Source organism: Streptomyces sp. NPDC087906, from assembly GCF_055584925.1.
In genome coordinates this window covers 104342-120500 of sequence record NZ_JBVJLC010000015.1, presented here as the reverse complement: position 1 = coordinate 120500, position 16159 = coordinate 104342, and the positions used below count along the sequence as shown (strand labels likewise).

Genomic DNA, 16159 nt, shown 5'->3' with positions numbered 1-16159 from the left:
CGGAAGAACGCACGGCTGCCGGGCCTGAGTCCGCGCAGGATGTACGGGAAGGAGTGCCGGGACGCCACGGGCAGCAGGTTCTTGCTCAGCACCCCGTGTGCGGTCCTGCCGTCCATGCCCGGCTTCGGCCAGCTAAACGCGAAGGTAACCGCCGCCGCCTCGTTGAACAGCAGCCAGGCGTATCCCCATACCTCCTCGACCTCGGGAACGGCCGCGAAGTAGGGCGTCAACGCCGCCGCGTCGTCCTGGCTCATGCCCAGGAGGCCGCTCACGTAGTAGAGAGCGACGTTCTGGCCGAACCGGCTGCCCCGCGAGAACAGCGGCTCCATCTCCGGTCGGACCAGCCGCCGCAGCGCCAGGGTCTGGGCGCTGCGCAGGCCCAGCGTGCTCACCCCGGCGGTGGGCTGCACGTAGCTGCGGTCCGCGCCGTGCGCCACCGCGGGGAACACCACGGCCCGGTCGCCGACGCCGGGCGACACCGTCCAGCCGTCGGCTTCCGGCAGCAGGTCGGCCAGCCGCGCGGGGCCCGCCGTGTCGGTGCGCGCCAGCGCGGCGCGCCCCGTCTCCAGGCGGCGCAGCCCCTCCCTCGGGGAAAGCCGCCGCTCGTCGGCCACGGACTGGAGCGGGTCGAGGACGAACTCGCCGATGATCTTGGCCTGCGCCCTCGCGGGACGCTCCCCGGGCCGGACCGGCGGAGGGTCGTACTGGTACCGCCCTTCGGCCGAGTGCCAGAACATCGGGGTCTTCTCGACCACGAGTTTGAGGCCGTACCCGGTGGCCAGCGTCATCTTCTCCAGCTCCGGCAGGCCCGGTACGGAGAGTTCGATGACATGCCGGTCCTCAAGCTCAAGGGAGAATCCGGCGTATCCGCGGTTCGTGGGCGCGTCGACCAGCGCCTGCACGGTGGAGCGGGACGGCGTGACCGGCGCCAGCGCGGCGGGCAGCACCCGGCCCGACGCACCGACGATCACCGCACGGCCGTCCAGTGCCGGTATCTCCAGCGGCGAGCGCCCCTGCGGTCCGCGCAGCAGATCCGCCCCGTCGTGTCCGTCCGGCGTCAGCGCCAGCCGCAGCCCTCGCCGCAGCAGCAGGTCCGCCCAGACCACGGTGCCGTCCGCGAGGTGGTACGCCGCCCACGCGTGCCCCAGCCGGCCGCCCTGCCGCCGCCCGAGCACCAGGGCCAGCGATCCCGGTCCTGCCGCCCGTACCCCGTTCTCGACCTGCCGCCACGACTCCACCGACGCCCAGCCCGGCCCCGCCGCCAGCGCGTGCTCCGTCGTGCTGCGGCCCACCGCCGAGTCGTCCAGCGCCACCGCTGCCCGCACCCCGCCGGGGAACACCGCGGCGCCCAGGTCCCGCACCAGTGCGGCGCACTCCCCCAGCGTCGGTTCGGCGGGCAGGGCCCGCTCGGCCACCGCGTTCACCCGGGCCTCAAGACCGGCCCAGGTCAGCCCGCGCCCGGCCGCCCTGTCCGGGCCGGGACGCGGTACGAGCGGCGGCCGGCCGGAACGCTGTGCGTGCGGGGGCGAGGAGGTGATGCCGGCGCCGGCCGCCGGTGACGAGGTGCCGGAAACACCCTCGGCCGCCTCCCGGACGTCGTCGTAGGGGACGTAGCCCCAGACGTCCTCGGGCGGCCTTGTCTCGTCCTGCTCCGGATAGACGGCGACGGTCAGGGTGTCGCCGTCGCGGTGCAGCCCCACCGGGTGCGTGCTGGCGTACCAGCCCTTGGCCGTGTTGAGCGAGACCTGCGCCGGAAGGCTGTCCACCACGAGGTCGTCGCCCGGCGGCATGGCCCGGGGGACCACCAGGATTCCGTCGGTCCCGTTGCCCAGCTCCCGCAGTTCCGGGTCGCGGAAGGCGAGATCGGCGAACACCCCGGCCGGTGCGTAGCCTTCGCCCGCGGCGTACACGAACGGGGCCGGGCGGTCCGGTTCGTCCTCGTCGTACCAGGGGGCGGCGATCCGGTCGTACGGGCGGAACGAGCCGTCGGGCAGCCGCTCCATCAGCGTGAGCACGCTGTGGTCGAAATCGCCCGGTGCCGCCTGGGCCGGCTCGCCGGTGAAGTCCCTGGCCCACAGCGTGCCTTCGGAGTCGTGGAGCAGCGTGTCGGGTGACAGCGCTCCGTCCCGCTCCAGTCCGTGGGAGGCCAGCGCGGCGAGGTCCCCGGAGTCACGGCCAGCGGCGATCGCCCTGACGGCCGCGCCGTGGGCCTCGGCGAACCGCGAGGGGTCCGGCTGCTCAAGGCGCAGGACCGCCGCGGCGAACTCGCCTTGGGCCGTTGCTTCTGCGTCGCGGCTCATGAGCCGTTCGGCCGCGATCTCCGCCCACAGCACCCGGGACTGTTCCGCCACGCCGACCGGTGCGTCGTCCGCCAGGCCCAGGGTGTCGCGGACCAGGGCCGCCGGGTCGGGGAAGCGGCGCAGCGTCTCCAGGGCCCTGGGCACCTCGGGCAGCGCGATCCATTCGCCCAGCCCGCGCCCCGGCCGCTCGGTCCACGCACGGCCCGCGTCCTCCAGCAGCACGGCGAAGCTCCGCTGCCTGTCCGCCGCCGGCAGCCCGGCGGTGCTCGGCTGCCCGCTGAGGGCCTGGTGCTTCTCCGCCAGCAGTTCCAGCAGGTCCAGGGTGAACACCGGGACGCTCGGCCGGCCTTGCCTGACGTCCGCCTGCCGCATCAGCTCCAGCGCGCCGATGCCCCGCAGCAGCACCTGGGACAGCGCTCCCCGCTGGTCGTCGGGGTCGGTCAGCAGCAGAGCGTGCTCGTCCACGAATCGGAATGCCCCACTCCGGTCCATGAAGGGCAGGAAGACCCGGCGCAGCGCCATCACCAGGCGCAGGGTCTGTTCCCCGGCCTCGTCGGACGCCGGACCCGGACCCGTGTGCAGACCCGCCGCACGCGCGACAGCGTCGAGCGACGCGCCCCGCGGCCGCGGCCGGGCGACCGGCCACGCGGTCTGCGGGGTCACCCCCTGGAACCGCTGGTCGGGATGGACCTCGAACACGCCCTCGTCGGCACCGATTCCCGGCAGCGGCGCGGTCGTGAAGCCGACGGTTGCCAGGTAGTACTGCGAGAACACCGTCCTGCCGAGCGCGTCGGCCCGGTGCTGGATCTCCGGCAGGTCGCCCAGCGGGTCCGCGCCCCGCGGGTCCTTGTCGTGGACCGAGGCAGCGTCCTGCGGGCCGCGCCCGCGCTCCCCGGGCATCGCGCCGTAGCACTGGTCCATGACGAAGGGGTGGGCGTCGGGCAGCCCGGTCAGCGCCACCAGCGCGGCGGCCCTGCGGCCCGACTCCGGACCTGACGTGGTCTCGGTGCCGTGCGGGGTGGACCAGGCGGTGGAGCCCGCCAGGCCGTGGTTGACCCCGAAGGCGGGGGTGGGAAGCCCCAGTTCGGCCCACGGCACCGGGCGCGCCGCGAGGCGCGCCATGTCGGGGTAGCGGATGACGTACTTCTCGACGGGCGCGCCAGCCGTGAACCGGGCGTAGAACGAGGTGGCGGACCAGCCTCCGTCACCCTCCTCGGCGAAGTCCAGCGAGAGGTAGCCGATGAGCCGGTGGCCGGGGCCGACGACCGGCCAGTAGGAGAGCCTGCGGCTCCAGTGGGCGGCGTCGCCGAGCCCTCGTCCGGTGACCGTGCGAACCGTTTCCGGGTCCCGGCGCAGCCAGCCGCCCAGGGGCTCCTGCCGCTCCCGCGCGGTGATCGCGAGCACCGACCTGGCGGGGTGACCGGCCGGCCGTGTCCACTCCGTCCTGCCGCCGGTCGAGAGCACGTCGAGGCCGTACCTGGCCACGAGTCCGTCGGCGAGATGGACTCCCCGGGAGCTGACCGAGTCCATCGCCAGCAGGAGGTCCGTGCCCTCCGGGACACGGGCCAGGTCCGGGTCGAGTGCGGGCAGTTCCTGGAACACCTCGAACGGCACGCGCCGCGGGCGCCCGCCGTGGCCCGGCAGCGTGACGGAGGACGGATCACTCGACGCGGAGTAGAGATACACGTCCCCCCACGGGGTGGTGATCTGCTTCTCGTCGCGTGTCCCGTCGACCCGCTCGACGACCTCCGCGGCGACGCTGAGGTCGGCGTCGGCCGGCACACCCGCCTGATGCCAGTTCCAGCCCCGGGGCCTGCCCCGCGCGTCGGGGGGAAGTCGGAACGCCTCGGCAAACACCCCGGACGCCAGGTGGTGCGCCGACAGCTCCGCGAGATTCCGCGCCTGCGGGTGCTGGGACGCCACCCGCAGCAGCTCGGTGACCGCGTCGTCCGTAAGGCGCTCGCCGGCGTCGAGGTGCAGCACATGGCGGACCAGCGCCGCGAGGTCGAACCGGCCCCGTGCCAGGTCCGGGTGCTGCTTGCGCAGCCGGTCCAGCCGCTCGACCAGGGCGTCAAGTCCCCCGTCCTGGGCGGCCACATGCGGGGGCAACACCCCGTAGAGCGCCGCCACGGCGCTCCGTTGACGCTCGGGGAGAAGCTGCTCCTGCTCGTCCTCGGAGCTGTCCAGGGACATGTCCGAGCTGCCGGACGCCGACACGACCCGGGACATCGGCACCGGTCCCGGCCGCGACGAGTGGTGCCGGGCGGAGCTGATCACATCGTCCCGTCGGCCCCGCCGGCCACCCGGCCGACTGCCGGAAGCCGCCGCAGCGGTCCCCGCTCCCGCCGCCCGGGAACCACCGGCCCGGTCGCCCGTCTCCGACACCGGTCGGGTGCGTACCGGTACCTGCGGAGGTGTCGGCGCCGGGAGCGAGGCGAGGCCGATACGGTTCTCCGCCTCCCACAGTTCCGTCTCCAACGCGTCCAGGCTCGCGTCGAGTTCGGAGATCGCCGCGAGTACGTCACCGGAGGCGGACCATGCGGTGCGCAGCTCCCGCAGCTTCTCCGCCACGTCGCCCAGGCGCGTAACAGGACCCCGCAGTGCCGCCGGGGCATCGCCCGCCAGCAGGGCATCGACCCGCGCCTTCGTGTCCTCAAGGCTGTTTCCGATGATGCGCGTGTTCACGGCCGTGGGATTCCCCGCCGCCCGCTTGGCCGCAGCCGAGACCGAGGTGACCTCCTCCCACGTCTCGTCGAGTACGCCGGCCTTCACCACGGCCTGCGGCAGTGTGTCAACGGCCCCGGCGTCCTGCCCCAGCGCCGGGTTGTAGCGCATCGCCCTCGCGAATTCCTGGGCCACCACGGGGATGACCATGCCGTTCAGGGGCACGTCCTTGGGCCGGTAGGACGCGCCGCGCGCCTCGGCGAGCATGACCCCGTTCCCGGTGTCGACGCCCATGGCGCCCATGCCGAAGTCCACATCCAGATCCCCGGTGTGCGGCGCGAAGCCGGGCGGGGGCGAGAGAAGGTCCTTCTTGAACTCGCCCTCGCCCCTGCCGTACACGATCGAGCGCAGCCAATCGACCTTGGTGGGGCCCTCGTTCAGGGTGTTGTCCTGGCCCTCGTACGGCTTGTGGAACACCAGATCCGGCAGGTCATGGCCGAGCACCCGCAGGAGGTCGGGAAGCTCCTGACCCGGCCGGCCGAGCAGCAGCCCGTCGACGTCCCGGCGTTCCTCCGCGGTGAGCAACTCGTCGTGTACGGAGCAGAAGTCGCTGCGGACCAGCAGCCGGAAGGCCGCGGCCACATGCAGTTGGATGGTCCGCCACCTGGACCCCCTGTCCGCCCCCGCCCGGTCCAGGTACAGGACGATCAGCCGGACGAACTCGCGGGCGGCTGCCGGCAGGGGCCGGTCGTACGTGTCGGCGAAGAACTCCGCGACCCGGGACGTTCCCTGCCGGATGCGCTCCGCCTCCTCGGCGGCGAATAGGTCGGTGATGACCGTTTCGAGGTCCAACAGGCCGAATCCGTAGGTAACTTGCAGGACCGCACTGAAGCTGGGGTCGTTGACCGTGACGGTCGTGTCCCGCACCAGCTCCACATGGTCCGGGGCCCCGGCGAGCGTGCCCGAGAGCCGGAACCGGCGGTCCGGGTCCGCCAGGGCCAGGGCCCTCATCCTGGCGACGTGTCCGACGAGATCCTGGAGAGCGTTCACGACGGATGCCAGGTCCGGCATCGGTTCCAGCACGAACTCAAGGTTGGAGTGGGTGTACGGCGGGGTGTCCGGTGTGTCGGTCTCCAGCCGCCATCCCCTGCCCCTGAGGAGTACGACGCCCCGGGCGTAGAAGGGGACGGTGGCTCCGGACGTTTCCAGCTCGACGCCGAATCCGGCGTCCAGGCGGCGTGACAGGCGCGCCGGGGCCTGCTGCGGGAGCTGTCCGGCCGTCCGACCGCCGGATGTCCCCTCCGCGGCGGACGCGACCGGCGGACGCGAGGAGCGCGGCCGGTGCGGGACCTGCGACACCGGCCGCGCGAACACCGGCCGAGGAGCGGGGGCAGCGGCGCCGGGCAGCTCGGTGGCCCGCAGGGGCTGGTACCGGGGGGTCAGGCCGAGGCCGGTCAGCTCCAGGACGTCGCCGGTCGCGTCCGCCAACGCGTCCATCATGCGCGGCAGTTCCTCGGCCAGCGACCCGGCCGGCCGTTCCTGCCAGCGGGTGAAGGACTCCCGCATCGAGTACAGCTCGCCCATGGTGAGCGGTGTCGTGTCACCGCGCCGGGCCCGGTGCTGGTCCAGCGTCCAGAACCCGCTCAGCAGCGCGTCGAACGTCTCCTGGTCGTTCTCCACCCGGACGCCGTAGATCAGCCGGGCCGCCCGCACCCACCGCAGCACCTGGTCGGGCGTGGCCCGCTCTCCCGTCACCCGGCGTGCGACGGCGCGCAGTTGCGGCAGAGCCGGGGCCGGGCGGAAGCCCACCCACCAGTCGCCGTCCGCCAACTCGAAGCGGGCCGACGGGTTCTGGCCCGGCAGCGGCACGATCCGCGGCTCACGGCCGCTCGCGGTCGTCCAGACCCAGCGGCCCCAGGCCGTGGCCAGGAACTCGCCGGCCGTCGGCTGCTCCAACGGGTCCGCCCGCACCGGACCCGCCAGATCGGCTCCCATCACCACCACGGTCGTGTCCGACGACCGCGCGGTCAGCTCCGGTGCGACGGCGAACAGCGCGTCGACCAGCTCCGGATAGCCGAACTCCGCGACCGCTCCGGACTTCAGCGCCAGTCCCGCCCGTGTCCCGTCCCCGTCGAACCCGAGCAGGAACGCCTTGCGGAACGGCACCGGATGCCGGGTGGCCGCGCGCGGCACACCCCGCTCGCCGCCCTCCTCCTCCGACCTCTTCGGAAACACCCCGGGCAGCAGGGCGTAGGAGTCCGTCCGGGCGGCGGATTCGTCGGCCGGCCGTACGGACAGTCCCACCAGTTCCTGGTCGGCGTCCTCGTACTGGACGACGGCCAGGTCGCCGACCGGCACGCGCTCCCCGTCGGCCGCCTCGACCGACTCGTCCCCGGGCACCGGCTCCGGCGCCGACTCCGGGTCCGCCAGCTTCGCGAGCGCGGCCAACGCGTCGTCGACCACCGGCACGATCCGATGGCGCTCCGCACGGGAGAGCGCCGGCAACCGGGAGTTCGCCGCCCGCACCGCATCTCGCAACTGTCCGTGCGGCCCGGCGGGCAACGGGGTGCCCAGTGCCCAGCGGCCGACAGCCTTGGCGATGTCCGCAGCGGCCGGACCGACGAGCAGCGGATACCGCACCCCGCCGGCCAGCGGCAGTCCTTCCGCCGCCAGTTCCAGGAAGGGCGCGAGGTCGCGCACCACGGGGCTGTTCCGGATCCGCAGCAAGGACGCGCGCAGCTCGCCCTCGGACAGCGGGAAGCGGTTGGCCTTCGCCTGCTCGTAGTCCTGCCGGAGAAACTCCACCAGCTCGGTCGCCAGCTCGCGGAGCTGGCCCGGCAGCATCATCCGGTCGAAGCCGTAGTGCCGCAGCTCCAGCAGAACGAGGGCGACCGACAGCCGTCCTGAGGCGGTGTCGAGCGCACCGAAATCCGCCATGCCGACGCTGTCGTGCCGGTCCAGCCGCTTGCCACGGGAAGTGCGGCCGGTCAGGCCGACGTTCATCTTCTCCCGCGGGCTCGCGGGACCGCGGGAGATGTCGAAGACGTTGACGGGGACGTTCCCGAAGCCGGGTAGTTGCTGACCCAGCCACTCCAGCAGCCGCGTCAGATGGTCGGCGGCGAGCCCGTTGATCTGTTCGACGTGATCGTTGAGGAACGTCCGGGTGCGGGGCCGCAGTGCCCTCAGGAGGTGCTCGAAGGAATGCCGGGACGCCGCGGGGAGGAAGTTCTTGATGAGGATGTGGCCGGGTGTCCGCTCCGAGATCGGCTCGGCCGCGGCTTCGTTGAACAGCAGCCAGGAGTATCCCCACACCTCCTCGACGTCCGGGACAGCGGCGAAGAAGGGGGTGAGCGCGTCCACCTGCGCCGGGTCGGCGTCGATGAGTCCGCGCACGTACTGACGGGCCAGGACGCGGCCGATGTCGCTGCCGCTGCGGAGGATCGGCTCCAGGGTCGGCACCGTCAGCCGGCGCAGGACCAGGTGCTGGACCGCCCGCAGACCGAGCACGCTCACTCCCGCCGTGAGCTGCGTGTAGTCGCCGGGGTCCTCGTCGGGGAAGGCCGGATGGACCTCGGTGGTCCGCGTGCCGAGATCGGTCAGCGTCCACCCGTCGGCCGACCGCAGGAGCGCGCTCAGCGGCAGCGGCTCCCCCAAGGCGTCGACGGTGCTCAGCCGCGACTGGGCCCGTTCCAGGGCCGACAGACCCTCTTCGACGGTCTGCCGCTCTTCCTCCTCCATCACCTGCATCGGATCGACGACAAGCTCGACGATGTAGGCGTATTCGGACGTCGGCGGGTCCTCCCCCGCCGCGACCTCCGGCGGCTTGGCCTGGAGCCTTCCGGTGCCGGGGTTCCGATAGACCGCCCTTCTGTCGACGACGGCCATCAGACCGTGCCCGTGGGCCAACGGGTGATGTACGAGATCGTCGGGGTCGCCGTCCCTGTGCTGGATCGTGATGATCCTGCGGTCCTCGACCTCCGGCCCCCACCCGGCGTATCCGTGGTTCGTCGGCGCGTCCACCAGCGCCTGCCAGGAGTCGGCGGACGGCGCGCCCTCGGACAGCGGCAGCGCCTCCGGCAGCACCTGCCCGGCAGGACCGACGATCACGGCCCGCGCGTCCAGCGGAACGGTCTCCGGCGGCCCGTCGCTCAGCCGGCTGTCCAGCGCCCGAGTCAGATCCGCCCAGGCCACACCACCGTCAGCGAGGCGGTACGCGGCCCACGCGTGCCCCAGCCGGCCGCCCTGGGCCCCCGCCAGTACGAATGCCACCGACCCGGGGCCCGCGCCCCTGGCGGCCAGCCCTGCGGCCACCTGGTCCCACGCCCGCACCGGCCGCCAGCCGGGACCCGCCGCCAGCGCGTGCTCCGTGGCGCTCCGGCCCACCGCCAGGTCGTCCAGCGCGACCGCAGCCCGTACCCCTTCGGGGAACAGCGCGTCGCCCAGACCCCGTACCAGCGCGGCGCACCGGCCGAACGTCGGCACGCCCACCGCGCCCCGCGGGATCACCTCGGCCACCAGGGCCGACAGTCCGTCCCGGGTCAGTCCGGCGCGGAAGGCCGCGCTCTCGGGCGGCGGGGGCAGCGCGTCCACGCGCGGCGCGCCCCCGGGCAGAGCTGTCGCCCGGTCCGGCGGCGGCACGGCCGGAGCCGCGGCGTCGCTGCCCTCGTAGTGGTCGGTGCCCGACGGGACCCAGCGGGCGGTGGTGACGCCGTTCTCGGTGACGGTCCGCCGCGCGTAGGACGCGGTGTGGAACAGCTCGACCGTGCGGGTGGCGTCCGCCGGGCCGACGGGCTGGTGCGTCCGGAAGTCGAGCGGCCCCGCCTCGCCGTACCGGCCGGCCCTGAAGACGTCGAGGCGCGCGTCCAGGACGTGCGCGAGCAGCGGCGCGAACGCCTCGCCCTCGGCGGAGTTCCAGTGCTCGGCCCAGTTCAGGACGGCGTCGGTGAGGGCGGTCAGCTCTCCGTCGCCGAGCGGTTCGTGACGCAGCCACAGGTCGGCCAGTTCGCCGCGCAGCCCCTCGTCGGTCGTGAAGCGGCCCTCGTCCGGCAGCGGGACACCCAGCTCGCCCAGCCTCGTGACCAGCTCCGGTACGTCCGTCCCGGCGGCGCGGGCCGCGAAGGAGCCCTCTCCGAGGGCGCTGAGGCGGTACTGCCACAGCGCCTCGCCCGCGCCCACGCCGCGGTGTGCCGACAGGCGGTCGGCGACCAGCCCGCGGGCGGCGGCGAGCACGGAGGCGTACGGGGTGTCCGCCAACGCCTCGGCGGGACCGGCCAGATCGCGCCTGACCCGCGCCGGGTCGGACAGCCACGCGTGCGCTTGCGGGTCGCGGCCCGCCAGGCCCGTCAGCCGGTCACGCAGCAGCGCGGGGTCGCTCGCCATGACGGCGGACAGCAGGCCGTTGCCGTCCTGCGGCACCGGTTGCACGGCACCCCGGGGACGGGACGCGGGTACGGTCTCCGCGACGGGTACGGACTCGGAGGCGGGTATGGACTCGGAGGCGGGTATGGACTCGGAGGCGGGTACGGGCTCCCCCGCGCGGTCGGCGAGGTCCTCCGGCAGGTGCGCTTCGGCGGTGTCCCACAGCGCGCGGAAGTCCGCCCACAGCTCGTTCTCCGCCCGCGTCCGGCGGTACGGGTTCGCCGGGGTGCCCTGCCCCGCTCCCGGATCCGGTCCGAAGAGCCGCTCCAGCAGGGGCAGCAGCGCGGGGTCGTTGTCCCGTACCCACTGGGCGCCGTTGTTGCGCGGCTGGCCGGTGTAGTGGTCGACGCCGTGATTGGTGCCGAGGTAGGCGTTGGTCAACTGGGCGAAGTACTCGAACTCGTCGCGGGACGAGTAGTTGGTCCACGGCCTGCGCCCGGTGGGGTCGTGCCGCGGTCCGTCCGGCCACGCCACGGGCGTGGCGTGCTGGCCCCGCCCGAGCCGCTTCGCGTTCTTCCGCTCCCTGTTGATCTTCGCGTCGTACACGTGCTTGATCCAGGCGCGGACGACCGGATTCAGCCCATCCCTGTGGAGGGCGTGCGCGAACTCGTGGGTGGCGGTGGAGTATCCGTCGGGGAAGTGACTTCTGAGCCCCACGCCGGTCTTCTCACCGAGCAGGTTCTCCTCGGTGAACGCGACCTGGCCGTTGTGGTGGCCGCCGCGGGTGGTCTCCCAGGAACGGCCGTCCGAGGTGGCCGCCCCGGCCAGCTCGGTGAACCGGCCGTGCGACGTCAGCGGCTCGTCCCGGGGCACCACCAGCACCCGCGTGCCCTGGCCGAGCAGGCGCAGGGCGACGTTCGGGCCCCTTCGCATCTCCTCGTTCGCGTCGGTGGGGGGCGGAGTGGACGAGTCACGCGGCGGGCCGTCCTGGTCCGCCAGCATCCCGGCGACCAGCTCCTCGGCCACTCGCCGTGCGGTGTACGGCTGCTGTACGCCGTCGGCCACGCGCACCATCAACTGGGCAGCCGTGGCCGCGAAGTCCTCCCGCGAGAGACCGTCGTACAGGGCCCGCACCAGCGTCTCGTCCGCGGCGAGGTGGTTCCGGTCGGGCTGCGAGAGGACCGCCAGCTCTCCCGCGCGCTCCCGCGCGGACATGCCGGGCAGCCGGCCTGCCAGGTCGGCGAGCACCGGCGAACGCGGGGAGACCGCCTCCAGGTCGCTCACCGACTCGCCGGTGGACGGCGCGGACCCGGGCACCGGCGCCGTGTCGAACGGCAGCTCGGGCAACGGCGGCTCGGACTGGGACGACGGCCCCGACTCCGGGGGCGCGGGCAGCGCGCCGGGGCGGCCGGAAGGTGCGCCGCCCGGGAGGCCGGAGGCCAGACCGAGACCGCGCCGGAGGCGGCCGGCGAGCACGGTGGCCGCGTCGTGGCTGCCGCCCGCCACCAGGAGCGCGGCAACCTGCTCCACGGAGTGCCGGTACGGATCGGCCGCGTACCGGAAGAGGGACTCCCGCTGGTACAGCTCGCGCGGCAGGATCAGGCCCATGGCCTTCTCCCAGGCCCGGGAGACGGTCGCTCCGGAACCCTGCCCCGCGCTCGTCACGAACTCCGCGCGGGTCTCCTGCCACTTCCTGCGCGCGACCTGCGCAGCGACGGTGTCGAGTGCGGAGGGCCACGGGCCCGGCCGGGTCATCAGGACCCGCACCCGGTCCACCGGCGGCAGGGTCCCGAGCGGCGTACCGCCGGTGGCCGGCCGTCCGGGCGGCATGGTGACGCCCGCCGCGCGCAGTTCGTCGGCCGTGACGAGAAGCCGCGGGTCGACCTCCGCCTCCAGCCGGTCCACCGGCACGTCCTCGGCCGTCACCTGCGCCGCGAGAACACTGCGGGCGGCGGCGTCGTAATCATCCCTGGGCACGGGCGGCTGCTCGCCGAGGCCCAGCAGCCGCGCCTCGGCGTCCGTCCAGTTCCGGTACGCCCGCACGGCGCGGGAACGGGCGTCGGCGAGCGCGTCGGAGAGGCCCACGCGCGGCGGGGAGCCGGCCGCCGCGTGCTGTTCCAGCGTCTCCAGGGCGCCGACGGCGGCGGCGTAGTCGTTCCACGCGGCGGTCAAGTCGCCCCGCACGAGCGCGATCTCGGCCTCGCGCGGGTCGGGAGCGGTGTCGTCCGGCGCGGGTCCCGGTGCCGGTGCCGGTGCCGTCCCGAGCATGGCCTCGGGCACGGGAAGCGCGGTCTCGTCCGCCGGACCGTCCGAGGTGGTGACGGTGGCGGCGGCGCGGGCGGTCGGCGGCAGCGGGGTCGCCTGGTCCGTGGAGCCGAAGTCGGGTTGCCCGGAGTCGAAGTCGGTGTCGGTCGACGTGGTCGCCGGACGTGCGGTCGCCGGGCGTACGAGGGGTGGCAGGCCCAGTTCACCGCGGGCCCGGTCGGCGAGCGCGATGCCGGATCGCGTGTCGGGTCCGGCGCTCAGCAGGTGGTCGGCCACCTTCCGTACGGCGCTCGGGAAGCCGGCGCCCACCGGCCGGGAGCCGGCCGGCGCCGGGCGCGCGTCCGGGTCCGAGGGCAGCACCAGGGAGAGTGCCGTGTCCCAGGCCCCTGCGACGTCCTCGGGCGCTGCGTCCGCGTAGTCCTCACCGGTGGCGAAGTCCTGGTACGCCGAGTCCCAGATCCGCGCGGAGGCGCGGGCGGCGACGGTGTCGAGCGGCGCTGTCCAGGGACCCGGCCCCGCCATGAGCAACCGCGCCTGCTCCAGGGGCGTGAGCCCGCTGTCCCGCACGGTCAGCGTGCCCCCGCTCAACGCGGCGACCGTGCGCTGGACGTTGTCGGGCGTGAGGCCCGCCGCCTCCATGTCCTCGACGCTGATCATCTCGTCCGGAGCGAGCGGCGGAGGGCTGCCCGCCAGGTCGCCTTCGACCAACTGGTCGGCGATCCAACGGCGTTGGGAGTCGTCCCGCTGGACGCGGGGCGCCTGGTCGCCGGGGACACGGCCGCCGGTGTCGGCCGGTGAGCCGCCACCTTGCGTGAGCGCGGGTGCCGGTGCCGGTGCTGGGTCGGGGGTCAGGTCACGGTCCGTCACCGTCACCTCGTCCGTCGCCCCGTCCGGGCGGACACCCGGCGACGCGGCCGCAGGACCGGAACCGAAAGCGGGAACGGGACCCGGGGCGGCCAGACCCGAGAGGTTCTTGTCGGCGTCCAGCCCGGCCGCCTCCGGCCCCACGCCGTACGGCAACGGGTTGACCGTACCGCTCTGACCGGGCAGCGGGCTGTAGCCAGGGATGTCGCCGAAACCCTTGGTCAACGGCGGGTTGAGGTTCGCGACCTGCGGCGGACCGCCCAGGAAGGACCCGGAACCGGACCAAGAACCGGACCCGGAACCGGAACCTGAACCGAACTCCGACCCGAACTCCGACCCGGAACCGAACTCCGACCCGGACTCGAACCCGGAAACGGACCCGAAACCGGACCCGGACCCGGCGTCCGACCCGCCGAACACACGCTCGTTGCCGCCGGTGTAGCGCGTCAGGTCCGTGTCGTGGCCGAGGTCCGAGGACACCGTGCCGGGCGTACGGGAGGGGGCGGCGGGCGGCGCCGAGTACGGCGTGGCTCCCGTACCGGGAAGCGGCACGGACCCGGCGAGCGGATCACCTCCCACCACCGGGGGCGGCGGCGAGGCGACCGGCCCGGGGGGAGGCATGACCGGCGTCGTGAACGCCCCGCTGGGGCCGCCCGCCGTGTTCACACCCCCTCCCGGACCGCCCGACCCGCCGGTGGGGCCGTTCGAACCGCCGGAAAAATGGGTGGTGTTGATGTACCGGGTGAACAGATTCCCGTTGCGGAAAGCCTTGCCGTGCAGCCAGCTCGCCGGCCCCGTGATCCCGGAATGCAGACCACCGTGCACATTGCCGCTGATGCCCGCACCCGCGAAGTCAAGGGCGCTGAAGTTCCACGTACCGAACAAGGCACCCTGGATGATGTACCCGGCCAGCGCCTCGCCGAGGCCCTGCGTCAAGAACGTCTCCGGCACGTTGTACAGGGTGTTCGCCACCGGGTCGGGCCTCTTGAAGAAGTCCCGCAGATTCGGGTTGTCGAAGTAGTCCTTGCCGTTGAACAAGTCCTTGTCGACACCGGGAAACCTGGTCTTGTCGAACTTGTTGAACAGATCCGTGTCGAAGTTCTTCTTGAAGACGTCCGAAAGACCGTCCTTGAAGATCCTGCTGATCTTCGTGAACACCTTGATGAAAGCTGCCGCGCCCGCACCGAACAGGCCGCTCTGCCAGATGTTGTCGCCGTTGATGCCGTCCGGACGCTGCTCGGCCGGGTTGATCATCAACTGCGCCAGATTGACCGCGAGGGCCTGGATCATCTCCTCCAGCGCCTCCATGATGCTGGAGCCGATCGGCAGGTAACTCATCATCCGGTGCAGCGTCATGAGGATGTTCATCGCCGCACGCGCCCGCGCGAAGACGGCCCCCATCATGGAGGCGCCACCGGTGAAGAACGCCATCGCGGCGGCTGCCGCCAGCTCGATCAGCAGCGTCGCCAGCTCGGCCCAGATCTCCCACTGCCCCGCCTGCAGTTTCTGCGACAGCGTCATCTGCTGATCGCCGAGCCGGCGCAACTGACCGCGGAACTGGTCGAAGACATTGTTGCCGCCGTAGATACCCGTCAGCGACTGGATACCGTCCTTGAACGGACCCGCCACCTCGTCAGGAAACGCGTCCGCGGCCTTCGCGACAGCGTCCTGGATCTGCGACTCGTACGCCGAAACCTTCTCGATCATCCCCGAGAACAGATCGACGCTGTCGAAACCGAGATCCGGCACGCCGGAAGGCGGCAACTCCCCGATAAGACCGAACATCAACCACCGCTCTTCCTCGGTGTAGATGTCGTTCTCGTACTTCTTCAGCATCTAGTGCTTCCCACCGCCGGTGCCGCCGTCGCTGCCGGAGCCGGAGTCGTCCGACAGGTCCAGCGACTCGGTGTCACTCGTCGCGTCGTGGATCAGGTCGTCGGCCAACCCCTTGGTGCCGTCGATGCTCTCGACCTGCTTCAACACAGCGAGAGACAGTGCGGAAACAGCGCCCCCGATGGCGTTGAGGAACGTGACCGGCGCGTCTTTCGCACCCGTCCAATCCGGTTCCGTCTGCTGCTTGAACTGGTCGACGACACCTTCCTGGCCGTTCCACCCGTCGTAGAAGCGGCTCTCCTGCTGGAAGTCGTCCACCATCTTGCCCGGGGCGCCCGCCACGGAACGGAGTTCCTCGGCCGCCTGCCGCGCCTTGACCGGGTCGCTGTCGTACGTGCCGCTCGTCGCGCTCATGCCCGGCCTCCCGGCGCCGTGTCGGTGTCGTCCTCGTGGATCTCGTCGCGCAGCCGGTCGCTCGGCCGTCCGCCCGCCTGCCGTCCACCGGAGAGGGCCGAGCCGAAGATCCCCTCCCAGTCGATGTCCACGCCGCGAGATCCCGGCACCTGCGGATTGCCGCCGGTCAACGGCGCGAACGTCGCCATGACGCGCTCGGCGATCCGCCTGCGCCCCTCGTCGCACGCCTCCAGCACGGAGGCGGCGAGCTGCGGTCCCGTCAGGGCGGCGAACTTGTTGTCGGGGAAGGTGAGTCCGGTCAGCTCGCCCTGTGCTCCGACGGTGACCTCCACCACGCGGTCACGCGAGCGCACGGTCTCCGATGTGCCGCGCAGATCCTGTTCGGCACGGGCGATCGCCGCCTGGGTCGCCTCCAGATGAGCACGGGCCTTGGCCATGCGCTCCGCCATGGACTCCGTCAT

Annotated in this window: 3 protein-coding genes (1 of these 3 only partly in view); all 3 read right to left on the bottom strand. The window is 73.0% G+C overall.

Annotated elements, in window-relative coordinates; all coding sequences use genetic code 11:
• Tightly spaced (each overlapping or abutting the next), the 3 genes in view from ACZ63I_RS31775 to ACZ63I_RS31765 form a layout consistent with a single transcriptional unit that may run on beyond the window.
• Positions 1 to 15287, bottom strand: partial view of a lonely Cys domain-containing protein gene (locus ACZ63I_RS31775; RefSeq protein ID WP_469342750.1) — the start only. It extends 31807 nt beyond the left edge of the window; only the first 15287 of its 47094 coding nucleotides appear in the window; the start codon lies at positions 15285 to 15287; the stop codon falls past the left edge of the window.
• Complete coding sequence (locus tag ACZ63I_RS31770; protein WP_469342748.1) at positions 15288 to 15698, bottom strand: hypothetical protein; 411 nt, start codon at positions 15696 to 15698, stop codon at positions 15288 to 15290.
• Entirely contained in the window at positions 15695 to 16159 is a 465-nt protein-coding gene (locus ACZ63I_RS31765; RefSeq protein ID WP_469342747.1) for a YbaB/EbfC family nucleoid-associated protein, read from the bottom strand. Before ACZ63I_RS31765 ends, ACZ63I_RS31770 begins: the two co-directional genes overlap by 4 nt.

Excerpts from the sequence above, each read along its gene's own strand:
- ACZ63I_RS31770 (WP_469342748.1), bottom strand. The coding sequence starts at position 15,698 with ATGAGCGCGACGAGCGGCACGTACGACAGCGACCCGGTCAAGGCGCGG.
- ACZ63I_RS31765 (WP_469342747.1), bottom strand. The coding sequence starts at position 16,159 with ATGACGGAGTCCATGGCGGAGCGCATGGCCAAGGCCCGTGCTCATCTG.